The organism is Chloroflexota bacterium (assembly GCA_015478725.1).
Classification (GTDB): domain Bacteria; phylum Chloroflexota; class Limnocylindria; order Limnocylindrales; family CSP1-4; genus C-114.
Genome location: JADMIG010000007.1, coordinates 70049 through 95817, shown reverse-complemented (window position 1 = coordinate 95817; position 25769 = coordinate 70049). Strand labels below are relative to the sequence as shown.

Below are 25769 nucleotides of genomic sequence, written 5' to 3'. Positions count from 1 at the left end.
CGACCGCGTCCTCGTGATCGGCTGCGGCGCGCTCGCCCGCGAGATGGTCGCGGTCGTCCGTCAGGCCGCCCTGCAGAACGTGACGATCACCTGCCTGCCGGCGACGCTCCACAACCGGCCGGGCGGCATCCCCGAGGCGGTCCGGCGCCGGATTCGGGCCGGTCGAGCCAGCGGCTACGAGCAGATCTTCGCCGCCTACGCCGACTGTGGCACGGGCGGCCTCCTCGACCGGGTCCTCGAGGCAGAGGGCATCGAGCGGCTTGCCGGCGCCCACTGCTACGAGGTCTTCGCCGGCCGCGCGGACTTCGCCCGCCTCGCCGCGGATGAGCCGGGCACGTTCTTCCTCACCGATTTCCTCGCCCGGAACTTCGAGCGGCTCGTCGTCCGCGGGCTCGGCCTGGATCGCCATCCGGAGCTCCTGCCCGTGTACTTCGGCAACTACCGGCGCCTCGTCTACCTCGCCCAGACGGACGATCCTGATCTCGTCGCGGCGGCCCGGCGTGGCGCGGCCCGCCTCGGACTCGCCTTCGAGCTCCGCCTGACGGGCTACGGGGAGCTGGCGCCGGCCCTCCTCGCGGCGGCGACGCGCGTCCCCGCCACCACCTCCGCCGTCACCGCCGACCTCGTCCTCGCCCGCGTCGCGAGCGTCGCCTGATGGCCGCCTTCCTCACCACGATCTGGTGGCGCGACATCCCCGCCCAGGTCATCGCCAGGGACGGCCGGCGGGCCCACAAGGTCGTCCTGCACCCGCGGTTCCAGGTCGCGATCGACAAGGCCGCGGTCAAGGCAGGAAAGAAGTCCGCCAACGACTACATCGAGGAATGGCGGAAGAGCCAGCGCCCGTGCGGCGACGACCTCGAGGCCGAGGCGCAGTCCGAAGCCGACCGAGTCGAACAGGCATACGACCGGCACGCCCTGGCGGCACTCGTCGTGAGCGGCGGCATCGACCAGGCGAAGGAGCCCGCGTGAGCCACCGCGCCACCCATACCGTGGTCAGTTCGGCGACCCGCGACGTCGTCATCGGGGCGGATCGGCCGTTCGTCATCATCGGCGAGCGGATCAACCCCACGGGCCGGAAGCTCCTCGCCGAGGAGATGAAGCAGGGCGACTTCAGCCGGGTCGAGCGCGATGCCCTCGCCCAGGTGGAGGCCGGCGCCCACATGCTCGACATCAACGCCGGGATCCCGCTCGCGGACGAGCCGGCGATCCTCGCCCGGACGATTCAGCTCGTCCAGTCGCTCGTCGACGTCCCGCTGTCCATCGACTCGTCGATCGTCGAGGCGCTCGCTGCCGGTCTCGCCGTATACCGCGGCAAGCCGCTCGTCAACTCGGTGACCGGCGAGGAGGAGCGCCTCGAGCGGGTCCTTCCCCTCGTGAAGAAATACGGTGCCGCGGTCGTCGCGATCAGCAACGACGACACCGGCATCAGCGAGGATCCGGATGTCCGGTTCGCGGTGGCGAAGCGGATCGTCGAGCGGGCTGCGGACCACGGCATCCCGCGGCAGGACATCGTCGTCGATCCCCTCGTCATGCCGATCGGGGCGATGGCGACCGCGGGCCGCCAGGTGTTCCATCTCGTCCGACGGCTTCGCGACGAACTCAAGGTGAATTCGACCTGCGGCGCCTCCAACGTGAGTTTCGGCCTGCCGAATCGCGAGGGCATCAACGCCGCCTTCCTCACGATGGCGATGTCGAACGGGCTCACGTCGGCGATCACCAACCCGCTCCTCGCCGACGTGAGGGCGGCGATCATGGGTGCGGACGTGCTCCTCGGCAACGACCCGGAATGCGGGCGCTGGATCCGGACCTTCCGCGAACCGCCGGCCGCCGGCGAAACCGGTCGCCGGCTGAACCCGCGCCGCGGCGGGACGCCCGAGCCGGCCGCCGCCCGCTGACCGCTCATCCGGTGGCGACCACGACCCAGACCGATCCGCGCATCATCTTCACGCCTTCCGGACGGCGTGGCCGATTCCCCGTCGGCACGACGGTCCTCGACGCCGGACGCGCGCTCGGCGTCGACATCGACTCGGTCTGCGGCGGGCGCGGTCTGTGCGGCCGCTGCCAGGTGACCCCGGGCATCGGCAGCTTCCCGAAGCACGGGATCACCTCCGCTCCGGATCATCTGTCGGAGGAGGGCCCGCTCGAGGGGGAGTACCGCCGCGCGCGGGGCCTGGCAGAGGGCCGCCGCCTCAGCTGCACGGCCGTCGTCCGGGGCGACCTGCTCATCGACGTGCCGCCGGAGAGCCAGGTCCACCGCCAGGTCGTCCGGAAGGGCCTCGACGTCCGGACGTTCGTCGTCGACCCCGTCGTCCGTCTCCACTACGTGGTGGTCCCGCCGGCCGAACTCGCCCGACCCGGCGGCGATCTCGCCCGCCTCTTCACCGAGCTCGAACGCGACTGGGGCCTGAGCGACCTGGAGTCCGACCTCGGCGTCATCCGCGCCCTCCAGCCCGCCCTCGAGCGGAACGGCGGTCGGGTGACGGTCGCGATCCACGACGGGCACGCGGTCATCGCCGTCTGGCCGGGCCTTCACGAGCGGATCTTCGGCGTGGCCGTGGACGTCGGCTCGACGACGATCGCCGGCCATCTCGCCGACATCGCCGATGGCGCGGTCCTCGCGAGCAGCGGGGTGATGAACCCGCAGATCCGCTTCGGCGAGGACCTCATGAGCCGGGTGAGCTACGCGATGCTCCACGACGGCGGCGCCGCGGAGATGACGAGGGTCGTCCGCGACGCCCTGACGAGCCTCGTCGCCGGCCTCGCGGCGAGCGGCGGGATCGACGGATCGGACATCCTCGAGCTCGCCATCGTCGGGAACCCGATCATGCATCACCTCCTCCTCGGCATCGATCCGATCCCGCTCGGGTCGGCACCGTTCGCGCTGGCGACGGACCGGGCCGTGCGGACGACGGCGGCGGAGATCGAGCTCGGCGGCGTCAACCAGGGCGCCCGGGTCTACGTCCTCCCCTGCATCGCCGGCCACGTCGGTGCGGACACCGCCGGGGTCATCCTCGCCGAGGAGGCCCATCGGGCCGAGCGGGTCCGGCTCACCGTCGATGTCGGGACGAACGCCGAGATCGTCCTCGGGACGAAGGACCGGCTCCTCGCCGCCTCGAGTCCGACCGGCCCGGCATTCGAGGGTGCCCAGATCAGCGCCGGTCAGCGCGCCGCGCCGGGCGCCATCGAGCGGGTCCGGATCGATCGGGCGACGCTCGAGCCGCGGTTCCGGGTCATCGGCTCAGCGCGCTGGTCGGACGACCCGGGCTTCGACGCGGTCGAGCGACGGATCGGCGTCACGGGCATCTGCGGCTCGGGCATCGTCGAGGTCATCGCGGAGCTGTTCCTCGCCGGGATCGTGACGGCGGACGGGATCGTCGACGGCAGCCTCGCGGCGCGGACCCCGCGGATCGTCCGCGACGGCCGGACCTTCAGCTACGTCCTCCACGAGCCGGCGGGCGACGGACCGCGGATCCTCATCACCCAGAACGACGTCCGGGCGATCCAGCTGGCGAAGGCCGCCCTCTACGCCGGGGTTCGGCTGCTCATGGACCACCTCGGCGTGGACGAGGTCGACGAGATCCGCCTCGCCGGCGCGTTCGGCAGCCAGATCGACCTCCTCCACGCGATGGTCCTCGGCCTCATCCCGGACTGTGACCTTGCGGCAGCCGCGCCGGCCGGCAACGCCGCCGGCACCGGCGCCCTCATCGCCCTCCTCTCGAAGGCGGCGCGCGCGGAGATCGAGATGGTCGTCCGGACCGTGGAGAAGATCGAGACGGCGGTCGAGCCGCGGTTCCAGGAGCATTTCGTCGATGCGATGGCCCTCCCCCACCGGACGGCCACCTATCCACACCTTCGCGCGGCGGTCGAGCTGCCGACCGCGCGGACGATCACCGACGCCGGCGATGCTGGCCGGGCCGAACGACGCCGGCGACGGGTGGTCGCCGCCGCGTCAAGGGAGGATCGCTGATGGACGAGAGCCCTCGCCACCGTTCGGGCGGCCGTGATGCGCGACGTGCACTGCGGAGCCACTCCCGCGATCCGTACCTGCCGTTCCTCACCCGGACGCTCGCGCCGTTCGAGGTGCTGAGCGACGAGGGTCTCTCGATCATCGAGCGCAACGCCGACACGATCCTCGAGCAGGTGGGCCTGGACTTCCGCGGCGACCCGGATGCCCTCCGGCTGTTCCACGACGCGGGGGCGGACGTCCAGGGCGAACGGGTGCGGTTCCCGCGCGGCCTCGCCCGATCGATCGTCCAGGCAACGGCGCCGCGGGAGTACGTCCAGCACGCCCGCAATCCGGCGCGAAGTGTCCCGATCGGGGGCATGACGACGGTCCTCGCCCCTTCGTACGGGACCCCGTTCGTCCGTGACCTCGACCGCGGTCGCCGCTACGGGACGATCGAGGACTTCCGCAACTTCGTGAAGCTCGCCTACATGAGCCCGTACCTCCAGCACAGCGGCGGGACGGTCTGCGAGCCGGTGGACGTCCCGGTCCAGAAGCGGCATCTCGACATGGTCTACGCCCACATGCGCTTCAGCGACAAACCGTTCATGGGCTCGGTCACCCACCCGGATCGGGCCCGCGACACGGTCGAGATGGCGAAGATCCTGTTCGGGGCGGACTACCTCGAGGATCACACGGTCATCACGAGCCTCATCAACGCGAACTCGCCGCTCGTCTGGGACGGGACGATGCTCGGGTCCGCCCGGGCCTACGCGGAGAGCAACCAGGCGACGATCATCACGCCGTTCATCCTCGCCGGGGCGATGGCGCCGGTCACCGCCGCCGGCGTCTGCGCCCAGACCCTCGCCGAGTCGCTCGGCGGGATGGCCTTCACGCAGCTCGTCCGGCCCGGTGCGCCGGTCATCCTCGGCTCGTTCGCGAGCTCGATCTCGATGCAGTCCGGCGCACCGACGTTCGGGACCCCGGAGCCGGCGCTCGTCCTCTACACGATGGCCTCGCTCGCCCGGCGGCTCGGTGTCCCGTTCCGCTCCGGCGGCAACCTCTGCGCCTCGAAGATCGCCGACGCCCAGGCGGCCTATGAGTCCGCGGCGACGTTCAATCCGACGATCCTCGCCGGCGTGAACTTCGTCCTCCACGCGGCGGGCTGGCTCGAGGGCGGCCTCGCCATCGGCTACGAGAAGTTCATCCTCGACGCGGATCAGTGCGGGATGGCGGCCGTCTTCGTCAAGGGCGTCGACATGTCGGAGAACGGCCAGGCGCTCGAAGCGATCATCGAGAACGGTCCGGGTCACCACTTCCTCGGTACCGCCCACACCCTCGCGAATTTCGAGTCGGCGTTCTACCGTTCCGAGGTCGCCGACAACAACAGCTTCGAGCAATGGAGCGAGGACGGCGGACTCGATGCCGCTCAGCGGGCCAACGCGATCTGGAAGCGGATGCTCGCCGAGTACGAGGCGCCGCCGATCGACCCGGCGATGGACGAGGCGCTCCTCGACTTCATGGCCCGGCGGAAGGCCGTGCTGCCCGATTCTGAGGTCTGAGCCGTGTGGTTCAGGCGCGGGATCCGTCTCGGTCCGGAGGAGCGGATGGTGCTCGCCGGGCTCCTCGCTGCCCCGACGTTCGAGCTGCTGCCGCTCAAGAGCGCACACGAGCGGGCCGCGATCCTTCCGCCCGGCTCGACGATCTCGGTGACGGCGTCGCCGGCCATGGGGATCGAGGCGACGATCGACCTCTGCGAGTCGCTCGAGGCGACCGGATTCGTCGCGGTGCCGCATCTCGCGGCGCGGATGATCCACGATCGCGCCCACCTCGCGGACCTCCTCGCCCGGCTGCGGGGCATCGGGACCCATCGGGTGTTCGTCGTCGGCGGAGATACGAAGGAGCCGGGCGCATTCCTCGACGGGCTGTCCCTGCTCCGGGCGATGGCGGACCTCGGCCACCCGTTCACCGAGATCGGTGTTCCGTGCTATCCGGAGGGTCACGCCTTCATCCCCGATGGCGCGCTCCTCGAGGCGCTCCGGGCGAAGGCCGAGTTCGCGACATCGATGACGACCCAGCTCTGTTTCGACGCGGCCGCCATCGCGACGTGGCTGACGGCGCGACGGACCGAGGGGATCGCGCTCCCGGTGCGCATCGGGATCCCCGGGGTGGCGGAGCCGCATCGGCTCCTTGCGATCGGGGCGCGGATCGGCGTCGCCGACAGCCGAGGCTTCCTCTCGAAGAACACCCGGTTCGCCGCCCGGCTCGTACGCTCCGGCGGCTTCTATCGGCCGGACGGCCTGCTCGAGGGTCTGGCCGCGACGGCCGCGAGATCCGACTCGGGGATCGTCGACCTCCATGTGTACACCTTCAACAACGTCGGCCCGACCGAGTCGTGGCGGCGACGCTACCTCGAGCGACTCGCGGACCCGGCAGCCGCGTGAGGCGCGATCCACGGAGCGCCGGCTCCCGCGAGGCAGCGACGAAGGGGGTCCCCGCTCAGTCAGTTCGGGACATACCCCGCGTGATCGGTGCGTGATCGAGGCATGATCGAGGCGTCGGCGTCGATCGCCCGTCGGTTCCTCGTCCTCCGCCACCTGCTCGCCCCACCGCGCGGGCTGCCGGCCGACCCGGCGAGCGTGCTCGCGGTCGTCGATCGGCTCGGCTCGCTCCAGTTCGACCCGCTCGAGGTCGCCGGCCGCAATCACGACCTCGTCCTCCTCGCGCGCGTGGCCGGCTACCGGCGCGCCTGGACGGACGCCCTCTTGTACGACCGGCGGGTCCTCTTCGAGGCCTACAACAAGGGGCTCTCGATCCTGCCGACGTCCGAGCTGCCATATCACCGGATCACCTGGGACCGCGCCCGCGCCGCCCACACCGGCGGCGCCTTCGACGAGCACGCTCCGCTCGTCGAGGAGCTGCTCGACCGGATCCGACGCGACGGCGCGCTCTCCTCCACGGACCTGGAGCCACGAGCGGCGATCGACTGGTACTGGCGCCCCACGAACCAGATCCGGGCGCTCCTCGAGGCGCTCGCGGAGGCCCGGGTCATCGCGATCACCCGCCGCGAGGGCAATCGCCGCGTCTACGACCTCGCGGAACGCCTCTTCCCGCCGGAGATCCTCGCGACCCGGCCGCCGGAACGTGAGCAGCGCCGTCATCGACTCCTTTCGCGCTACCGCGCTCACGGCCTGCTCGGGACAGGCGGCCAGGCGGAGCTGTGGTTCGGCGTTCATCCGGACGGCGCGAGCGGTCGAGCCGGCCTCCGTGACGACCTGGTCGAGTCCGGGGATCTCGTTCCCATCCGCGTCGAGGGCGTCCGCGGCGACCGCTTCATCGTCGCCACGGACGCGCACTTCCTCGAGGCTGCGACGGCGGAGGTCGCGGGGGGCGTTCCTCCAGGCGGCCGGCCGCCCGGTGTCGCGCTCCTCGCCCCCCTCGACCCGCTGGTCTGGGATCGCGACCTCCTGCGGGCCCTCTTCGGATTCGACTACGTCTGGGAGGTCTACGTCCCGGAGCGAAAGCGCCGCTGGGGGTACTACGTCCTGCCGATCCTCTTTGGCGACCGCCTCGTCGGACGGATCGAGCCGCGGATCGACCGAGGCGCGGGCGCGCTCCGGGTCCTCGATCTGTGGTGGGAGGAGGGCTTCGAACCGCTGGCCGAGGCGGGCTTCGTCGACGGCCTCGCGGAGGCTCTCCGTGCCCACCGGGACTTCGCCGGACTCCAGCGGGTGGTCCTGCCACGGACGGTCCGGCACCGCGCGCTCGCCGGAGCGCTCCGACAGTTCCTCCGCTGAGCGATCCGGGCACTCGGGCCTCCGAGGCGTCCTCCGCGGCCCTGTGCGAGGATGGCCGGGACATCGGCGAGGCAGGGCAGGTCGGGACAGGAGGTCGGCACGATGGCGACGACACGGATCGGGAAGGGCACCTGGTCGGGCGATCTGCTCGGCGGGGCAGGTCGGGTGAGCGCCGGGACCACCGGCGTCTTCGCGGACCTGCCGGTCACATGGGCCGCACGGACCGGCGAGCCGGCCGGCGTGACGAGCCCCGAGGAGCTTCTCGCCGCGGCGCACGCCGCCTGCTACTCCATGGCCTGCTCGAACATCCTCGCCAAGGCCGGCACGCCACCGACCCGCCTCGACGTGGAGGTCGCCGTGACCGCCGACCGGCGCGATTCCGGCTGGACCGTCGTGAGCGCCCACATCCTGGTCCGCGGCAGCGTCCCCGGAGCGACCGCGGAGAGCTTCGCCGCCGCGGCCGCCGAGGCGAAGGACGGCTGTCCCATCTCGAAGGCGCTCAAGGGCAATGTCGAGCTCTCGGTGGAAGCGACGCTCGAGGGCTGAGGCCGCTCAGTCGATCGAGAGGAGCCGCCTCGGGTTCGCGATCGTCATGGCGTCGATCTCTGCGGCCGACACGCCGGCGGCACGGAGCCGCGGCAGGAACGTCTCGTGGAGGTGGACATAGCCATTGCCCTCGTACCGTTTCAGCTGACTGTCGTGGCAGACGTCCTGCGAGAGGAGGATCCGGTCGAGGTGACCGGCGGCGATGAGGGCGAGGACGAGCTCGACGATCCGGCCCTCACCGTGGCGTTCGATCGGCGTGAAGCTCATGCCGAGGAAGTCGAACTCGACGGACGCCCCGCGGCGGACGATCTCGAGCAGGTGTTCGAGCACCGGATACGAGTCGGCGTGGCCTATGACGACCCGGGCCGGATCCACCCGTTCCTCCTCGAATATCCGGAGCTGGGCGAGCCCGACGGGCGACATGACCGCGTGCGTCGTGATCGCGAGACCGGTCCGGCGGGCCGCTCGCGCGGCGGCTCGATGGACGCGCTCTTCCGCGGGCGAGATCCACGGCTTGTCCGTGCCGATCTCGCCGATGATCCCGGGCCGGATCCCGCTCGCGCCGACGCCCCTCGCGATCTCGCCGACGAGCTCGTCGGCGAGATCGTCCACCGAGCGGCGATCGATCCCCGCCTCGCTCGGGTAGTAGTCGCCGCGGTACCAGCCGCAGCCCATGACGACGTTGAGTCCCGTCCGTTCGCTGATCCGGACCAGCCGGTCCGGATCGCGGCCGACGCCGGGCAGCGTGACGTCGACGAGCGTGCCGCCGCCGGCCTCGCGGTAGCGGCCGAGCTCGGCCTCGATCGTCTCGTCGTCCGCCGTGAGCTGCCAGTAGTCCCAGCGACCGGGGATGTGCCAGAGCGCGATCGCCGTGTGCTCGTGCGGCAGGGTGAACCCGAGTGCCTCGGGGGCGATCGGGCCGCGAACGGTCTCGGCATGGGCCATCGTCGTCGGCTCAGTGGACCGGGCCCGCAGCCGGCGGGGTCGGTCCGCCGGCCGCACCGATGAGGAGGTCGATCATCGCGCCCGCCTGCCGTTCGGCATCGCTCCGCCGGTAGCGCGGCCCGGCCTCGATCCGGATGAGCGACAACCCGTCGAGCATCGCCGCGTACCCGACGGCGAGCGCGTCGATGTCCGCCCAGGCCGGGATCTCGCCGCCGGCGACACCCTCGGCGAGCAGCATCCGGGTGACCGTCACGAGCTGCTCTCGCCGCCGGCTGAGCATCTCGCGGACCGCCGGCTCCTGCTCGGCCTCCGCCCAGGCGTGGACGAGGAGGCTCGCCGACGCGGAGCCCCCGACCGCGCCGTCCACCGTGTCGAGGTAGAAGCGGACGCCGATGCGGAGCTTGTCCGCCGTCGAGCGGCCGGCGGTCAGGCGGTCGGCGAGCGCGCCCGTCACCTCGCCGGCCGTGACGTCGCAGCAGGCGAGGAACAGCTCGTCCTTGCCGCTGAAATACGTGTAGATCGCGCCGACCGAAAGGTCGCTCGCCCGGACGACGTCCTGGATCGTCGCGTGGTGATAGCCGAGCTCGCCGAAGACGCGGAGCGCCGCATCGACGATCCGGGACCGGACCTCCTGGCCATGAGCTGCGGTGACGCGGGGCATCGTGACTCCGGAAGGAACCCCTGGCACGATCGGATCCACTGCTAAAACGAGCGTTCGCTCGCGTCAGTCTACGGGGCCGTCCGCGAGCCTGCAACACGGGCAGGAGTCGAGGGCTTGACATGGAGAATTCGTATTCTCTATGGTTCCCGGAGCCGGCAGCGTTCCACGCCGCCAACCGTTCGCGACCGTTCACGCCCGTTCATCGCGACCGCCGTTCGAGCAGCCGCGGTCCACGGCCACACTGGGAGGATCGTCACCGATGTTCAGCCGCTGGGGAGCGTTCGTCTACCGCTTCCGTCGCCCGGTCGCCATCCTCGCCGTCGTCGTCGCCGTGGCGATGGGCTTCTTCGCGACGAAGGCCTCGAGTGGGCTCTCGTCCGGCGGCTGGCTCGACCCGAACTCGGAGTCGGCCCAGGTCGCTGACCGCCTCGCGTCCGACTTCGGGGCCGGCCGGAGCAGCATCATCGTCCTGTTCCACGGTCCGGCCGGGACGGACGCCGCGGCCGCTCCGTTCCAGCAGGCGATCGCCACGAGCCTCGCGAAGGTGGCGCTGGACCCGCACGTCTCGGGCATCGTCGGATATGCCGGGACACACGACCGGCGCTTCATCAGCACCGCCGGCGATGCCGCCTACGCGATCATCCAGCTCACCGTCACGGACGAGCAGTCCGTCGGACTCGTCGACGGGATCCGGGCCGAGCTCACGCCGCCGGCGGGGTACACCCTCCAGCTCACCGGCTACGGGCCGATCACGAAGGACTCGGCTGCGCTCTCGGAGACGGACCTGCAGCGGGCGGAGACGGTGAGTCTGCCGTTCGTCGCGATCATCCTCATCATCGTCTTCGCATCGATCGTGGCCGCCGGGATGCCGCTCATCGTGGCCGGTCTCGCGATCCCCTCGACACTCGGTCTCATCTACTTCGTGAGCCAGCAGGTCGAGATGAGCGTCTATGTCCTCAACATCGCGACGATGCTCGGCCTCGCCCTTGCGATCGACTACAGCCTCTTCATCGTCAGCCGCTTCCGCGAGGAGCTCGCTCGCGGCCGGACGACGGCGGCCGCGGTCGAGAAGGCGATCGCGACGAGCGGCAAGGCCGTCGCCTTCTCCGGGTTCGCCGTCATGGTCGGCCTGTCCGGCCTCCTCCTCTTCACCGCACCAGCGCTCCGCAGCATCGGCCTCGCCGGGATGCTCGTCGTGCTCAGCACCCTCGCCTTTGCCCTGACGTTCCTGCCGGCCGTCCTCGGGATGCTCGGCCCGCGGGTCAACGCCCTCAGCGTATCCGGCCTCCTCGTGCGGCTGGGCCGGACGCCGAATCCGGGCGGCGGCCGTCGCTGGGAGCAGGTCGCGACCGCGGTCATGCGCCGCCCCGTCGCCGTCCTCATCCCCGTCCTCGCGCTGCTCTTCGTCCTCGGCTCGCCGTTCTTCCACCTCACCCAGGGAGTGCCGGACGCCGCGGTCTATCCGGCGGGACTCGAGAGCCGCGACGCGTATGTCGCGCTCGAGCGAAACTTCCCGAAGGGCGAGACGACCCCGATCGAGATCGTCGCGACGGTGACCGGCGACCCGACGAGTCACGACGTCGCGCTCGCTCTCGCGACGTACGCGTCGGCCGTCGGCCGCCTGCCCGGGATCGACCGGGTGGAGGGCGCCTACTCCCTCACCGACCCGACGACCGGGGCGGCGTTCACGCCGGCTGCGATCGCCGCGCTCTACGCGACGCCGCCGACCGCGCGACCGGCGGTCCTCGCCGCCGCCCTCACGGCACTCCAGAGCGCGTACGTCCGGGGCGACGTCGTCCGCTTCAACGCGATCAGCCCGCTCGATCCGGCGACACCGGCGGCGACCAACCTGATCCCCACCCTCCGGGCGATCCATGCCGGCGACGGGATCGCGACCCAGGTCGGCGGCGTGGCGGCGACCGGCCATGACTTCCTCGTCTCGCAGGGCGAGCGGATGCCGTACGCGATCGGCCTCACCCTCATCGTGAGCGCCCTCGTCCTGTTCCTCCTCTTCGGCTCGGTCTTCATCCCGATCAAGGCCGTGGTCATGACCCTCCTGTCGATCAGTGCGAGCTTCGGTGCCCTCGTCTGGATCTTCCAGGACGGCAACCTCGCCGACGTCCTGCACTTCACGCCGACGGGTTACACGATCGCCGGCAACCCGATCATCATGTTCAGCGTCATCTTCGGCCTCTCGATGGACTATGAGGTCCTCCTCCTGTCGCGGATCCAGGAGGCATATCGTCGGACCGGCGACAACACGGCGTCCGTCGCCGAGGGTCTCGCCCGGACGGCCGGCGTCATCACCGGTGCCGCGCTCATCATGGTGAGCGTCTTCGCCGCGTTCGCCCTTGCGGACACGATCACCATCAAGAGCATCGGCGTCGGGATGGCCATCGCCGTGCTCCTCGACGCGACGATCGTCCGCGTCCTCCTCGTTCCCGCGACGATGCGTCTCCTCGGCCGCTGGAACTGGTGGGCACCGGGCCCACTGAGGCGGATCGCCGATCGTCTCGGCTTCGACCATGTCGAGGACGAGCCCAGTGACGCCGTCGATGACGCGCGGTCGGCGGGCGCGGTAGGCTGACGGCGTGAACGATCGAGGCGGCAGCAGCGACGGCGGCGGGATCCACGTGCTCGAATGGAACTGGGGCGGGGGCCGCGATGTCGGGCGACCCGGCGTCCCATGGTTCGGCGTCTTCCTCGTCGTCTTCGGCGGTCTCCTGCTCCTCCAGCAGGTCGCACCCGAGTTCCGGGCGGCCGGCTCGCTCGTGGTCCTCGCGGTCGGGCTCGCGTTCCTCATCTCGTGGGCCGCCCGCCGGCGTACCTCCGCGCTCTACATCGGGGCGATCATCACGGCGATCGCGCTCCCGAGTGCCCTCACGGACGCCGGTGTCATCTCCGGCGACGGCTGGGGGACGTTCGCGCTCGGCATCGCGTTCATCGCGATCGCCCTGGTCCGGGCCGCCTCGCGCGGCGGGTGGGGATGGCAGCTCGCCCTCGGCGGCCTCCTCACGATCCTCGGCGGATCCACGGTCGCGAGCCACGTCAGCGGCTTCCCGGAGATCGGCCGGTACGCGTGGCCGATCGCGCTCGTGCTGATCGGGGTCGCCTTCGTCCTCCGGGGCACCGCCCGGCGCTGACCTCGTCTCGGGTCAGGTCCTGCCCGCGCCCGTCGCTGACGCCGCCCTGGCGGCCTCGGCGATCGCCTCCGCCACCGCGTCGACGATCCGCTCGATCTCCGCGTCCGTGACGTTGAACGGCGGGCCGAGGAGGATGGAATCGCCGTTCAGTCCATCGGCGAGACCAGTCCCCGAATAGACGAGGACGCCGCGCTCGCGCGTGGCACCCACGACCGCCTCCGTCACGCGGAGCGATCGCGGGAACGGCGCGCGGCTCGCGCGGTCCGCGACGAGCTCGATGCCGACGAGGAGGCCGCGACCGCGGACCTCGCCCACGTGGGGGTCGTCGCCGAGCCGATCCTCGAGCAGCGTACGGAGCCGTCCACCCTTGACGGCCGACGCGACGACGAGGTCCTCGACCTCGAGGATCCGGAGGACCTCCCGGGCGACAGCCGCTCCTACCGGCGAGTGGCTGTACGTGAACCCGTGGACGAATGGGCCCGCGTCGAGGATGGTCCGCCGGATCCGATCGTCCACCGCGGCGAAGCCGAACGGCCAGTAGCCTCCGGTCGCGCCCTTCGCCGCGACGAGGATGTCCGGACGGACGCCCCAGTGGTCGACGGCGAACCAGCGGCCGGTCCTCCCGAAGCCGGTCATGACCTCGTCCGCGACGAGGAGGATCCCATGGCGCCGGCATACCTCGGCGATCGCCGGCCAGTAGTCGTCGGGAGGCACGGCCGCCGCGAGGGTCGCTCCGACGATCGGCTCGCCGACGAACGCCGCGACCCGCTCCGGGCCGGAGGCTGCGATGACCGCCTCGAGTTCCGCCACGAGCTCCACGGTCGTGGCGAGGGCCCGCGCGGCGGGTTCACCGCCACGGTACGGATAGGCGGCGCTCACGTGGGCGAACCGGCCGAGCCACGGGTCGTAAGGGCGGCGGAGCGGGAGCCGACCGGAAAGGTCGAGAGCGCCGAGGGTGTTCCCGTGATAGCTCCCCCAGCGGGCGATGACGACCGTCCGATCCGCCTCGCCGCGCGCGAGGTGGTATGCCCGGGCGAGCTTGAGGGTCGTCTCGATCGCCTCGCTCCCGCCGCTCACCGGGTAGATCGCCGGGGCGTCGAGCGGGAGATGCGGGCCGATCTCCGCGGCGTACCGCTCGAGCGGTTCGGAGGTGAATGTGCTGCCGTGCGCGTAGGCGACCCGGGCGGCCTGGTCCGCCATCGCGGCGGCGACGGACCGCCGGCCGTGACCCACGTTGACGACGATCGCCCCGCCCGCGGCGTCGAGGTACTCGCGGCCGTCCGCGGCGCGGATCGTCGACCCCTCCGCGGCGACCGCGACCGGCGGATCGGCCGCGATCGAACGCCGGAAGACGCGTCCGACGGGCGTGGACGACGGGGGCGCGGCCATGGCCCGATTGTACGAGGCGCAGGGCGCCCAACGAGGAGGGACCCGAGTCTCGCGCCTCGCGCTATGGCAGCGGCGACTCCTCGGCGAGGAGCGTCCGCCAGCGCTCCAGGACGTCCGGCGTCAGGCGGATGCAGCGGAGGCCGCCATGGGGCACGCGCACGTGCCGGACTTCCGCCGGCGAGAGGCCGTGGGCGCTGCCCCGAAGCGCCCGGATGGGACCACTGTGTGTCACGAGGAGGGCGTCCGCGCCCCTCGGCAGGCGCTCGGCGAGTTCCACGCCGAGCTCGATGGTGCGACGCCACATCTGCCACGCCCCCTCGCCGCCGGGCGCGGCCGACCCGGCACGCCAGGCCCGAGCCGCCTCCCGGTCCCGGGCCTTGATCTGCTCCCAGGTCAGTCCCGAGAAGACACCCATGTCCAGCTCCCGGAGGCGGTCGTCCGCGATCGAGTCCGTCTCGGGCAGGGCCAGCGCGAGGGTTTCCCGGGCTCGCAGCAGCGGCGACACCAGGACCGCCGAGAAGCTCCGGCGGGCGAGCCGGATGCCCGCCATGCGGGCCTGCCCGGTGCCTCGGGCGCTCAATGGCAGATCGCTCCGAGTTCCCAGGAAGGTCCCGGGAGGAGCCGTCGTCGCGCCGTGACGCAGCATCACCAGGCGCGGCCAGGCCACCTCGCTCCGACGCACGGGCTCGGGATGCTCAGCCTTCAAGCGGCGAGCATAGCAGCGGGTCTCCGGGAGCCGCGCGCCATGAGAACCTTCTCATCGAGCCTTCATCGCCACCACAGCGGCGACGGTCAACGTACGGACCATGCATACGGAACCCACCGACCTCCATCCGGCGCGGCCGCGTCAGCCTGGCTCGCGCACCTTCCTGGTGACCGGGGCCGCGGGCTTCATCGGTTCGCGCCTTGCTCGCCGCCTCCTTGACGACGGGCATGCCGTGATCGGCGTCGACGCGTACACCACCACCTACAACGTCGCGGAGAAGCACGCGCGCACCGCCGCGCTGCTGCGGAGCCCGCGGTACACGCACGTCCGAGGCGACCTCGTCGACCTGCCCCTCGAGCCCCTCCTCGAGCGAGCCGAGGTCGTCTTCCACCTGGCCGGTCGACCCGGCGTGCGTCCGAGCTTCGAGCTCGGGGGCCTCTATCGGCATGACAACGTGGACGCGACTCGGCGCCTCCTCGACGCCTGCCTGAAGGCACCCGCCGTGCGGCGCCTCGTCTACGCATCCTCGTCGTCGGTGTATGGCGACGCACCGCTGCCGTTCCGCGAGACCGGCGTGCCGGCACCGATCTCACCGTATGGCCAGACCAAGCTCGAGGCCGAGCGGCTCTGCCTGGCCGCCGACGGCGACGCACTCGAGACCGTCGCCCTGCGCTACTTCACCGTCTATGGGCCTGGCCAGCGACCTGACATGGGCCTTCGTCGGTTCGCCGAGGCCGCCCTCGCCGGCCGGCCGATCGAGCTGCTCGGCGATGGGACCCAGAGCCGCGACTTCACCTACGTTGATGACATCGTGGATGCCACCCGCCGCGCGGCGGATGCGCCGGTGGCGGGGCTCGCTGTCAACGTCGGCGGGGGCTCGCGGATCACGCTCCTCGAGATCTTCGCCCTCCTCGAGGAGCTCGTGGGCCGACCGGTGCAGATCGCTGCCGAGCCGTTCGCCCGCGGGGATGTGCGTCACACCGCGGCCGACCTCACTCGTGCCCGGCAGCTCCTCGGCTTCGAGGCCCGGATCGGCTTCCGGGAAGGGTACGGGCGCGAGGTGGAGTGGCTGCGCCAGGCAGCGGGCGCCTCGGCCGCCTGACGGAACGCCTCCCCGCCGTCAGGGGAGCGGGTTGGGCGGGAGCAGCCGGTAGCCGGCCCCGCGAAGGGCCTGCAGCAGCGGCTGCTGTCCCGGGCCGTTGAGCTTGCGGCGCAGGTAGCCGACGTACACGTCGACGACGTTGCTGCCGGCCTCGAAGTCCATCTCCCAGACGTGGTTGAGGATCTGGGCCCTGGACAGCACCTGTTCCGGGTGGCGCATGAAGAACTCGAGGAGCGACCATTCCCGCACGGAAAGGTCGATCCGGCGCCCGCTCCGCCAGGCCACCTTGGTCAGCAGGTCGAGGCGAAGATCGTCCACCACAAGCTGGTGAGCGACGGCCTGATCCCTCGCCCGCAGCGCTGCCCGGATGCGGGCCAGCAGCTCCTCGAAGGCGAACGGCTTGGTGATGTAGTCGGCCGCGCCCGCGTCGAGCCCCCACACCTTGCTCTCGAGATCGTCGCGCGCGGTGAGGATGATGACCGGCAGCGCCGGCCGGGTCACCCGCAGCACCTCGAGCACCACCCGCCCACTGGTCCCGGGAAGACCCAGGTCGAGGAGCACAAGGTCGAAGTCGGCGCCGGCCAGCTCCACCATCTCGCGGGCTTCGTCCCCGTCATACGCCGCACTCGTGGAGTAGCCCTCGGCCTTGAGCCCCTTGACGAGGAAGGCGCTGATGCGGCGGTCGTCCTCGACGATCAGGACGTTCATGTATCGACGGTGTTCGGCACGGGCTCGCCGGGCGCGATCCGACTGGCCGGCAGGACGATCCGCACGGTGCAGCCCGCTCCGGCGGCGCTGTCGATCGCGACATGCCCCCCGTGGGCCTCCGCCACAGCCTTGACGATCGCGAGGCCGAGACCCGAACCTCGCTCGTCGACTCGGGCGCCGCGCTCGAAGCGCTGGAAGATCCGTTCGTGCTGCTCGATCGGGATACCTCTCCCGGTATCGGCCACGAGGATGGTGATGGCGCCGCCGGGCCCGACCTCCGCCCCGATCCGGATCGTATCTCCGGGCCCGGTCGCCTTGATCGCGTTGTCGACCAGGTTCAGGAGTGCGCCTCGAATCTTGTCGCGGTCGACGAGGATCACGAGATCGGGGATCGCTCCCAGGGCCCACTGCCGCGGCGCGAGGATCCGGGCAGCGGTGGAGACGTCGCTGAGGAACGACCGCAGGTCGACCGGCTCGGGCTGCACGAAATCGGGCTCGAGGGACCGGCCGAGGACGAGCATGCGGTCCACCAGGGCGCCCGTGTGGGCCAGCTCGTCGAGCACGAGATCGATGGTCTCACGCGCCTCCGCCGGGTCGTTGAGGCCGGTGCGGCGTGCGACCTCGAGGTGTCCGCGCATGACCGTCAGCGGTGTGCGCATCTGGTGGGAGACGTCCGAGAGCAGCCGGCGCTGGGCCTGCGAGGCTGATTCCAGGCGGTTGAGCATGTCGTTGAATGTGTGCACCAGCCGCCCGATCTCGTCGTTCGCCGGACGCTCCTCCAGGCGACGGCTGGGGTTCGCGCTCGTGATGAGACCGGCTGTGGATGTCACCTCGGCCACCACGCGGAGCACCCGCCGCAGGACGACATACGTGCTCACGACGGCCAGCAGCACCGCGACACCGGCCTCGCCCGCGGTCAGCAGCGACACGTTCACTGTCTCGTTCGCCACCGTCCTGAGGTCGGTGAACGAGATGGCGCTGCCGAGCGTCTGCGGTCCGAGGGTGATCGGGCTCTGCCGCACCCGGTACTGCCTCGAGCCCGCCGTGACGCTGCGGAACGTGCCGACGTCGGGAGGGTGCGCGAGCCAGGCCTTGACCTGCGGATCAGCCTGCAGTGGCTCCGACCCTGGATTGCCCTGGGCCGGTTGACCGGCGACCTGGACGACAAGGAACGTGCCGAGCTCGAAGGGCTGTCGGGCGAGATACGCACTCGTGAAGCCGTCGAGGCTCTGGGATGCCGGACGGGCGAGCGCGGCGGTCTTGAACTCCGTGATGTCGTCCGCCAGTCCGGCTTCGACCGCGCTCATCGAAAGGCGGTCGAACGTGGTCGCGACCACCGCCACCACCGCCACCATCGCAAACGCGAGGACCGCGACCTGCAGGACCATGAGCCGGCCGGCGAGGCTTCTGTCCGACCAGAGGCGGGCCGGCAGCCGCCACCGGCGCCGGGGGGCGTCGTTCACGACCTGAGACTAGCAGCACCGGACCCGCGGTCGGCCGGCACCGCTTGATCCCTCACGCGGCGGCGCGGGGGACAGCCCAGTTGATGGCCTGCCAGATCACCGGGTGCAGGCTGCTCGGCAACCCCCAGCCGATGCCGTACAGACTGAAGCCGGCTTCCCGCCAGCCCTGACCGCGAAGGACACCCGCGGCGTCCACGAGCACCGTCCCGGCCATCGTTGCGCGCATGGTGGACGGTTCGAGCTCGCCGAACGCCGGCCAGCCCGTGGCGATCACGAGCCCGTCGACGCCGCGGGCCGCCCGATACGGGTCGCTGTGGACCTCCGCCGGCAGGCCCTCGCAGCTGGCCAGCGGGTCGTACACGCTCACATGTGCACCCCGATCGGCCAGGGTCCGCACGAGGGCGACCCCGGGCGAGTCGCGCGTGTCGTCCGTGCCTGGCTTGAACGCCAGGCCCAGGACGGCGATCCGCTTGCCGGGCAGGCCGTCGAGCGCAAGCTCGAGCTTGGCGACCACGGCCGCGGGCGCTCGCTCATTGACCGCCAGGGCGGCTGCCGCGATGGGAGCTTCGTATCCGAGCGACGCCGCCGTGGCGAGGAACCCGGACAGGTCCTTGGGAAGGCAGGAGCCGCCGAAGCCGGGACCCGGGCCGAGGAACGCTCCTCCGATCCGTGCATCCAGGCCGACGCCCTCGAGCACCGGGCTTGCGTCGGCGCCGAGGAGCTCGCAGAGGCCCGCGACCTCGTTTGCGAACGAGATCTTGACCGCCAGAAAGGTGTTCGCAGCGTACTTGATCAGCTCGGCGCTGCGCCGGTCGCAGATCAGGACCTCGGACCCGGCGGGATACAGGTCGGCCACCCGGCGGCCCAGCTCGTGGTCGTCGGTGCCGACGACGATGCGGTCGGGCGCGAAGAAATCGGCGACCGCCCGGCTCTCACGAAGGAATTCCGGATTGGACGCCACGCGGACGCGGACCGTCGGTGCGGCGGCGTCCGTGGCGAGGATCTCGAGCGCCTCGCAGGTCCCGGGCGGGACGGTGCTCTTGACGATCAGGACGAGCTCTCCTTCGGCGACGGCCGCGAGCTGCCGCGCCGCCCGGGCGATCTGGGTCAGGTCGGGTGTCCCGTCGTCTCGCGGCGGAGTTCCGACGCAGAGCAGGGCGTAGTGGGTCCCGTTCATCGCCTCGGCGACGTCGGCGGTGAAGCGCAGCCTGCCGCTGGCCCGATTCCGGGCGACGATCTCGGCCAGACCAGGTTCGAAGATCGGCATCTCGCCGGCCTCGAGCATCGCCAGCCGGTGCGGGGCGGCCTCGAGACAGGTCACGCTGTGGCCCGCCTCCGCGAGGCAGGCTGCGGCGGTCAGGCCGACATAGCCGGCCCCCACGACACAGAGCCGGGTGGGATCCACCGCTCTCGGGTTCTCGATCATCGGAGTCCTCCAGTGAGGGTGCTGATGCGGCCGGCGGCTGCCTCGGGGGCGAGTCGGCCGGCCTGGACGGAATGCAGGTCCCAGTAGCGCGACCGCGCTTCGAGGAGCTCGCGGTGCGTGCCCCGTTCCACGATGCGGCCGTGGTCCAGGAAGACGATCTGATCGGCGCCCTGGACGGCGCCGAGCTGGTGGCTGACGACGATCGTCGTGCGTCCCTCGGCCAGTCGGTCGAGAGCCGCCACGAGCACGGCTTCGGCCCTGGCGTCGAGACCGGTCGTCGGCTCGTCGAGCACGAGCACCCGGGGATCGCGGGCCATCGCGCGCGCCACGGAGATGCACTGCTTCTGTCCGCCCGACAGCGTCGACCCGCGCTCGGACACGAGCGTGTCGTACCCGTCGCGGAGGCCCTCGAGCACCGCGTCGACGCCTGCCGCACGGGCCGCGGCGATGGACGCCTCCCGAGAGAGGCGAGGCCCGACGGCGCCGTAAGCGATGTTCTCCCAGACGGTGCCCCGGAAGACGTATGGCTCCTGGGTCACCATCGCGACCCGTCCGCGCAGGCCGGCCAGTGTCAGGTCGCGGAGATCCACGCCGTCGAGTCGGACACTGCCGGCCGTCGGATCGTAGAAGCGCGGGATGAGCCGGACCAGCGTGCTCTTGCCCGATCCGGTGGCACCGACGATCGCCAGCCGCGTGCCTGCCGGGATCTCCAGCCCCACGTCTTCGAGCACGGGGCGACCCGTCGCATACCGGTAGCCGACGTGTTCGAACGTCAGGGTCCCGGGACCGGGGCCCGGGGCGTGAGCCGACGGTCGCTCGGGAACCTCCTCCGCCGTGTCGAGGACTTCGGCGATCCGTTCGGCGGCGGCCATCCCCTGGCCGAACACGATGGCCAGCTTGGCCGTCTGCCGGATCGGTGTGTAGGTGGCCCGCAGGTAGGCCGTGAAGAGCAGCAACTCACCGACCGTGAGCTGGCCGTGGATGATGGCGAGCGCGCCGAGCCACACCACCGGCACCGCGCCGAGGGCCATGATCCCGCCGGCCACACTCGTCAGGCCCGACTGCAACGCGATCGCGCGCCGGCTGGCTGCGAGCCCGTTGGCGGTGGCGCTCGCGAAGCGGTCGGACTCGTCTGACTCCCGCCCGAACACCTGCACCGCGGAAATGGCCGCGAGCACCTCCTGGGCCACCCCGGACGCCACCCCTTCCTGGCGGCGTGCCTGGCGGACGGCAGTCTTGAGACCCACGATCATGCGCCGGGCACTGAGATGCAGGACGGGCACGAGAGCCAGCGTGACCAGCGCGAAGCGCCAGTCGACGAGGAACATGATGACGACGATGCCGACCATGGTGAGGACGTTGTTGAGCAAGGTCGGGACAGCGCTGATCATCATCGCCTGGAGCGCCTGCGCGTCTCCGCTCAGGCGGCTCATCATGTCGCCGGTTGTGCGAGCGTCGTGAAAGGCGAGCGACTGCGCCGTGAGGTGGCCGAACAGGGCGACCCGGACGTCGTACACGAGGCGCTGGCCGGCCTGGGCGAGCCAGACCGTGGATGCATAGCCGAAGACCCCGATCCCCACAGCGATCAGCGCCATGCCGGCGGCGAGGACTGCCAGGCGAGCGTCCGGCGCGGCGGGCAGGAAGGCGAGAAACGCCGGCAGCGGGATGTTGTTGAGGACGCTGTCGAAGATCAGCTTCAGCGGCCACGGCGACATCCATTGGAAGACAGTCTGGACGACGCCGGCCGCGATCCCCAGGGCGAGCGTGCCGCGCACCGGACCGAGGAAGGGCAGGAAGCGGCGCAGCACCGATCCGGATCCGGAACCGGTCGTCGAGGCCGCACCGGTCGCCGCAGCCGCACCGGTCGACGGTGCCGAGCGAGCCGCCGTCGCACTCGATCTCTGGCCGGCCATGCCGGTGCGCACCCTACGGCCGGCCTGCACGGCGCAGTACTCCGGCGTCTGCGCCGAGCGCCGGGTCGCGTGGGTCACCTGGGCCGGCCATGGCCAGCATGCTCGACGCGACGGCACGCCAGCTGAAGTGGGTCATCGCGCGCCTCCGCGCCCTCAGCCCGAGGGCGTGTGCGGCGGTCGGGTCGTCGAGGAGGTCGACCAGCGCCTCGGCGAGCGCATCGGCATCGCCCGGAGGGACGAGCCGCCCGGTGCCGTCCAGCATCGCCTCGATGGGCGGGAAGTCGGAGGCCACGATCGGGCGCGCCGCGGCCATCGCCTCCACGACCTTGAGCGGCGAAAAGTAGAACCCCTCGTCGAGACCCGGGTCGTGGTAGGGGGCGACGGCCACGTCGAGGGCGGCGAGGTAGCCCGGCACCTCGGCGCTCGGCACCGGGCCGGTGAGGTGGCATCGGTCGACCAGGTCCTGCTGGCTGGCGCGGGCGTTCAGGTCCGCAAGCGCGGGGCCCTCACCCACCAGCAACAGGCGGAGCCGCGGCCGCCGCGGCGCGAGCAGGGCGACCGCGTCCATCAGCGTCCCGACGCCGTGCCACGGCTTCATGCTGCCGACGAAGCCGACGAGTTCCGATCGCTCCACGCCGAGGGTCGAGCGGATGGCGGCGGCAGCGGCGGCATTCCGCTGCGGGGCGAATCGGTCGGCGTCCACCCCGTTGGGGATGGTCGTGACGGAGGCCGCCCCTCGCCCGCGGCTCCAGGTCGCCATGGGCGGCGAGACGGCGAGCACGGTGGCCCCGTCCAGGGCACTCCGCTCCGCGGCCTCCGCCTGCGCCACGAGCGCGAGCCCCGGGTGACGCGCCCGCTCCGCAGCGACCGGAGCATTCACCTCCACGACACGCGGCACGGCGAGGCGCGCTGCCAGCGCTCCGCCGGTCCCGGCGAAGAGCGAGAGACGTTCGAAGATGACGTCGGCAGCGAAGCCCGCGAGCTCGACCTCTGCCCAGGCGAGGAAGTCCTCGACCGCCCGCCGCCGGGGTTCTTCGCCCTGCGCTCCGGATGGGAGCGGAGGGCAATCGAACACGTCGAGCTCCACGCCTGCCGGCGGTGGTCCGACCGCGCGCATGGCGAACAATCGCACCTCGGCGCCCACGTCCACCAGCGCTCGGCAGACCTCGGCCACGTGGACCGACGCTCCCTTGACGCCGCCGGCCGGGATGCCCGGATCGGGGAGGAGATACGCGACCCGCATCTCAGGCGGCTTTCTGAACGGCGGGCTGACCGAACAGCGGCGCGACGGCCCGGATCATGCCGCCGCGATCGAACTCCTCGACGACCCGTGCCCGGGCGTGCCGGCCGAGCTGCCGCTGGAGGTCCCGGTCGGTCGCGAGCATGACCAGCAGGCGGGCCAGGGCCGCTGCGTCGCCGGGCGGGGCGAGGAGGCCACTCTGGCCGTGAATCACCACCTCGGGGATGCCGCCGACGGTCGTGGCCACCACGGGCAACCCGGTCGCCATCGCCTCGAGGAGCGAATTGGGTATCCCGTCGCGATCTCCGTCGGCGAGCACGACACTGGCCTGGACGAAGGCGTCCGCCCGCAGATAGGCCGCCGCGACCTCCTGATGGGTGCGCGCGCCGAGGAAGCGCACGCTGCCGGCCAGCCCGAGCGCACCCGCGCGGGCCTCGAGGGCTCGCAGCTGCGGACCTCCACCGATCACATCCATCTCGACCGCGTGCCCCGCGGCCCGAGCCTGCGCCAACGCCTCCAGGAGGATCGGGTAGCCCTTCTTCTCGACCAGACGGCCAACGGCCAGCAGACGCAGGGGCGACGCGCCGTGCGCGGTCATGGCCGACGTGCCGAACCCGCCGGTCTGGGGCCTGAAGCGGGAGGTGTCGACGCCGTGGTGGGCGAGCACGATCCTTGCGGCGCCGGCACCGGGCAATGCGCGGAGGGCTGCCGCCGCCGACTCGGAGCAGACGAGGACGAACTCCGCCGCAGCCGCCTTGCGAGCCAGCAGGTCGGGAGCCGAGAGGTACAGGTCCTTCGCGTGGGCGGCAAAGCTGAAGGGGAGCCCGGTGAGGAGGTGGACGAAGTGGGCCACCGACGCCGGGCCGTGGGCGAACGCGGCGTGGAGGTGCCGAGCGTCCTCTGCCTCGAGCAACAGCACCAGGCGGCCAGCCTCGAGGAAGTGACGCACCGACGAGAGATGGTGGCGCTTCCAGGCCAGATAGCCCACGACCCCCAGGTAGCGCCGGGGCGAACGTGCCAGCAGGCGGCCATGGGCAGCGACGGTCGCGCGGGCCGTTGTCATCCGCTGTCGCCAGCCGCCGGGCGGATGAAGGTACACGAGCGGGCTCGCGACGCGGGCCACGTCCGGCTGGACGACCTCCTCGCCCGGATGGGCAAGGGCGTAGAGACGGAGCGGCACGCCCGCGGCCTCGAGCCCGAGGATCTCATCGAGGATGAAGGTCTCGGACAGCCGAGGGAAGCGCTTGGTCAGGTAGCCGACGGTGCCGTTCATGCCGGCACGAGCTCGCGCTGGGCGCGCGCCGCGGCAGCGGGAAGGTCGTGCCTCACGACGTGGCCGTCCCGCGGTCGGGCGACCTCGTCAAGGAGCGCGTCGCGCACCCGCCGCGAGCCGTCGAGATCGATCGGCATGCCGCTCCGGACGCCATCCCTGATCGCCGTGCCAAGTGAGATCGCCAGGCGCTCGGCCAGACCCTCGCCGGGATCGACGACACGCACGAGGCCGCGGTCGGCGAACATGGCAGCGCGGATCGCCTGCTCCTGGCGTGGCCACGTGCGCGGCACCACCACGGTGGGCACGCCGGTCACCACGGCCTCACAGAGCGTGTTGTAGCCGCCCATGGTGACGATCGCGGACGCTCGCGCCATGACCCGCTCCAGGTCCGTCACGAACTCGACCACGCGAGCCCGACCCGTCGAGGTCGCTTCTGCGGCCAGCTCCGCGCGGATACGCGCCGGCATGAGTGGGCCGGTCACCAGCAGGCACTCGACATCGAGGGCGGCGGCGGCCCGAAGCGTGGCCCGCAGGACCGGCACCCCGTCCTCTCCGCCGCCCGCCGTGCCGAGCACGTATGCCCCGCGCGGCAGGTCGACTCCCCCGCCCGGGACGCTCGGGACGAGGGCCTCGGTGCCCCGAGCCACGTAGCCGCAGTAGCTGATGCGCGACCGCAGGCGGGCCGGGATCCCGTACGCCGTCCCCACGTCGAGGAGGTCGCGGCTGCCATAGACGAGGATCCGGTGATAGACCTCCTCCAGCGTGTCGAGGACACCCTGGGCCGCCCATGTCCGCCGAACCGTGGCCGGATCGTCGAGGACGTCACGCAGCCCGAGCACGATGCGCGTCTCGGGGACGTGTCGGCGGAGCACATCGAAGGTCGGCAGCAGCTCGCCCTTCATGCCCTGTGGCGCATGGTCGACGAGCAGCGCATCCGGCTGGAAGCGACGGGCGACGTCGGCGATGATCGCCGCCCTGGCCCGACTGACGATGCCGAAGCTGACCTGCCCATCGCGGGACGCGTATTCCTCGGGCGCCACCTTGACCACGGGCGGCAGGCTCACGAGCGAGAGACCGCGTGGCATGGGGAACCTCGCGGCGACCGGCGAACCGCTGACGAGGACGATCTGCAGCTGCTCGGTGGTGCGCAGCAGATGGGTCGCGATCGCCAGGTTGCGGCGCAGATGACCCAGGCCGTAGGTGTCGTGGGCGTAGAGCAGCAACCGCCGCAGGCGCTGGCCCGACCAGGTCGAGACGGGGACGTCGAGTCGCGGCCCGAAGGACGGCATCTGACGTGCAGGAAGACGGGCATCGATCATCGGGAGGCTCCTCGGTGCGTCAGCCGCCGACACCCCGTCGCGATAGCCGCGGAGAGGACGACGTGGTCGATCACTGGTGGGATCCGGCTCATGACGTCAGGTTCGACGAACGCCGTGACGTCGCCATGAGCCGGCGATGAGAAGTCTCTTATGGCCCGTTGTGCCGGCCGGGGCTCACGACGCCGGTCGAAGGAG

General features: G+C 71.6%; 22 protein-coding genes. 11 read left to right on the top strand and 11 right to left on the bottom strand.

Annotated features, from left to right (window positions below; all coding sequences use genetic code 11):
- Positions 1-43: 43 nt before the first annotated feature.
- The 8 genes from IVW53_07205 to IVW53_07170 all read left to right on the top strand — a co-directional run bounded on the left by IVW53_07205 (position 44) and on the right by IVW53_07170 (position 8286).
- Entirely contained in the window at positions 44-655 is a 612-nt protein-coding gene (locus IVW53_07205; protein MBF6605356.1) for a DUF1638 domain-containing protein, read from the top strand.
- Positions 655-969: a virulence factor gene (locus IVW53_07200; GenBank protein MBF6605355.1), complete on the top strand. Its 315-nt coding sequence runs from the start codon at positions 655-657 to the stop codon at positions 967-969. Before IVW53_07205 ends, IVW53_07200 begins: the two co-directional genes overlap by 1 nt.
- Positions 966-1895, top strand: a complete 930-nt coding sequence (locus IVW53_07195) for a methyltetrahydrofolate cobalamin methyltransferase (protein ID MBF6605354.1) — start codon at positions 966-968, stop codon at positions 1893-1895. The genes IVW53_07200 and IVW53_07195 overlap by 4 nt, the downstream gene beginning before the upstream one ends.
- Complete coding sequence (locus IVW53_07190; GenBank protein ID MBF6605353.1) at positions 1787-3967, top strand: DUF4445 domain-containing protein; 2181 nt, start codon at positions 1787-1789, stop codon at positions 3965-3967. The genes IVW53_07195 and IVW53_07190 overlap by 109 nt, the downstream gene beginning before the upstream one ends.
- Complete coding sequence (locus tag IVW53_07185; protein ID MBF6605352.1) at positions 3967-5505, top strand: trimethylamine methyltransferase family protein; 1539 nt, start codon at positions 3967-3969, stop codon at positions 5503-5505. Before IVW53_07190 ends, IVW53_07185 begins: the two co-directional genes overlap by 1 nt.
- 45 nt (positions 5506-5550) lie before the next feature.
- Complete coding sequence (locus tag IVW53_07180) at positions 5551-6387, top strand: methylenetetrahydrofolate reductase (protein ID MBF6605351.1); 837 nt, start codon at positions 5551-5553, stop codon at positions 6385-6387.
- A gap of 102 nt (positions 6388-6489) precedes the next feature.
- Positions 6490-7740, top strand: a complete 1251-nt coding sequence (locus IVW53_07175) for a YcaQ family DNA glycosylase (protein ID MBF6605350.1) — start codon at positions 6490-6492, stop codon at positions 7738-7740.
- Positions 7741-7842: 102 nt separating this feature from the next.
- On the top strand, positions 7843-8286 hold the full coding sequence (locus IVW53_07170; protein ID MBF6605349.1) for an OsmC family peroxiredoxin: 444 nt from the start codon (positions 7843-7845) through the stop codon (positions 8284-8286).
- Between the two features lie 6 nt (positions 8287-8292).
- Here IVW53_07170 and IVW53_07165 read toward each other — a convergent pair whose 3' ends face one another.
- Together IVW53_07165 and IVW53_07160 are read right to left on the bottom strand one after the other, a co-directional pair.
- Positions 8293-9231, bottom strand: a complete 939-nt coding sequence (locus IVW53_07165; protein ID MBF6605348.1) for a phosphotriesterase-related protein — start codon at positions 9229-9231, stop codon at positions 8293-8295.
- Between the two features lie 10 nt (positions 9232-9241).
- Entirely contained in the window at positions 9242-9892 is a 651-nt protein-coding gene (locus tag IVW53_07160; protein ID MBF6605347.1) for a TetR/AcrR family transcriptional regulator, read from the bottom strand.
- Between the two features lie 259 nt (positions 9893-10151).
- Here IVW53_07160 and IVW53_07155 point away from each other — a divergent pair, with 259 nt between their 5' ends.
- Positions 10152-12479 carry an MMPL family transporter gene (locus tag IVW53_07155; protein ID MBF6605346.1) on the top strand — a complete coding sequence of 776 codons (2328 nt, stop codon included), beginning with the start codon at positions 10152-10154 and terminating at the stop codon, positions 12477-12479.
- A 4-nt stretch (positions 12480-12483) separates the two neighbouring features.
- Positions 12484-13035 (top strand): hypothetical protein, encoded by a 552-nt coding sequence (locus IVW53_07150; GenBank protein MBF6605345.1) that lies wholly within the window; start codon positions 12484-12486, stop codon positions 13033-13035.
- 12 nt (positions 13036-13047) lie between these two features.
- On the opposite strand, the gene IVW53_07145 is transcribed toward IVW53_07150, so the two are convergent.
- Together IVW53_07145 and IVW53_07140 are read right to left on the bottom strand one after the other, a co-directional pair.
- Positions 13048-14424: an aspartate aminotransferase family protein gene (locus tag IVW53_07145; GenBank protein ID MBF6605344.1), complete on the bottom strand. Its 1377-nt coding sequence runs from the start codon at positions 14422-14424 to the stop codon at positions 13048-13050.
- Positions 14425-14485: 61 nt separating this feature from the next.
- On the bottom strand, positions 14486-15130 hold the full coding sequence (locus IVW53_07140) for a histidine phosphatase family protein (GenBank protein MBF6605343.1): 645 nt from the start codon (positions 15128-15130) through the stop codon (positions 14486-14488).
- Between the two features lie 100 nt (positions 15131-15230).
- Between IVW53_07140 and IVW53_07135 the strand changes: the two genes are divergently transcribed.
- Positions 15231-16232, top strand: a complete 1002-nt coding sequence (locus tag IVW53_07135; GenBank protein ID MBF6605342.1) for an NAD-dependent epimerase/dehydratase family protein — start codon at positions 15231-15233, stop codon at positions 16230-16232.
- A gap of 18 nt (positions 16233-16250) precedes the next feature.
- Here IVW53_07135 and IVW53_07130 read toward each other — a convergent pair whose 3' ends face one another.
- From IVW53_07130 to IVW53_07100, 7 genes are read right to left on the bottom strand one after another with little or no spacing between them, the layout of a single operon-like run.
- Positions 16251-16940, bottom strand: a complete 690-nt coding sequence (locus IVW53_07130; GenBank protein MBF6605341.1) for a response regulator transcription factor — start codon at positions 16938-16940, stop codon at positions 16251-16253.
- Positions 16937-18403, bottom strand: a complete 1467-nt coding sequence (locus tag IVW53_07125) for a HAMP domain-containing protein (GenBank protein ID MBF6605340.1) — start codon at positions 18401-18403, stop codon at positions 16937-16939. The genes IVW53_07130 and IVW53_07125 overlap by 4 nt, the downstream gene beginning before the upstream one ends.
- A gap of 52 nt (positions 18404-18455) precedes the next feature.
- On the bottom strand, positions 18456-19829 hold the full coding sequence (locus IVW53_07120; GenBank protein MBF6605339.1) for a UDP-glucose/GDP-mannose dehydrogenase family protein: 1374 nt from the start codon (positions 19827-19829) through the stop codon (positions 18456-18458).
- Complete coding sequence (locus IVW53_07115; protein ID MBF6605338.1) at positions 19826-21742, bottom strand: ABC transporter ATP-binding protein; 1917 nt, start codon at positions 21740-21742, stop codon at positions 19826-19828. Before IVW53_07115 ends, IVW53_07120 begins: the two co-directional genes overlap by 4 nt.
- A 13-nt stretch (positions 21743-21755) precedes the next feature.
- A complete protein-coding gene (locus tag IVW53_07110) occupies positions 21756-22985 on the bottom strand; it encodes a glycosyltransferase family 4 protein (GenBank protein ID MBF6605337.1) in 1230 nt (409 codons plus the stop codon).
- Position 22986: 1 nt separating this feature from the next.
- Entirely contained in the window at positions 22987-24255 is a 1269-nt protein-coding gene (locus IVW53_07105; GenBank protein MBF6605336.1) for a glycosyltransferase family 4 protein, read from the bottom strand.
- Complete coding sequence (locus tag IVW53_07100) at positions 24252-25574, bottom strand: hypothetical protein (protein ID MBF6605335.1); 1323 nt, start codon at positions 25572-25574, stop codon at positions 24252-24254. The genes IVW53_07105 and IVW53_07100 overlap by 4 nt, the downstream gene beginning before the upstream one ends.
- Between the last annotated feature and the right edge of the window lie 195 nt (positions 25575-25769).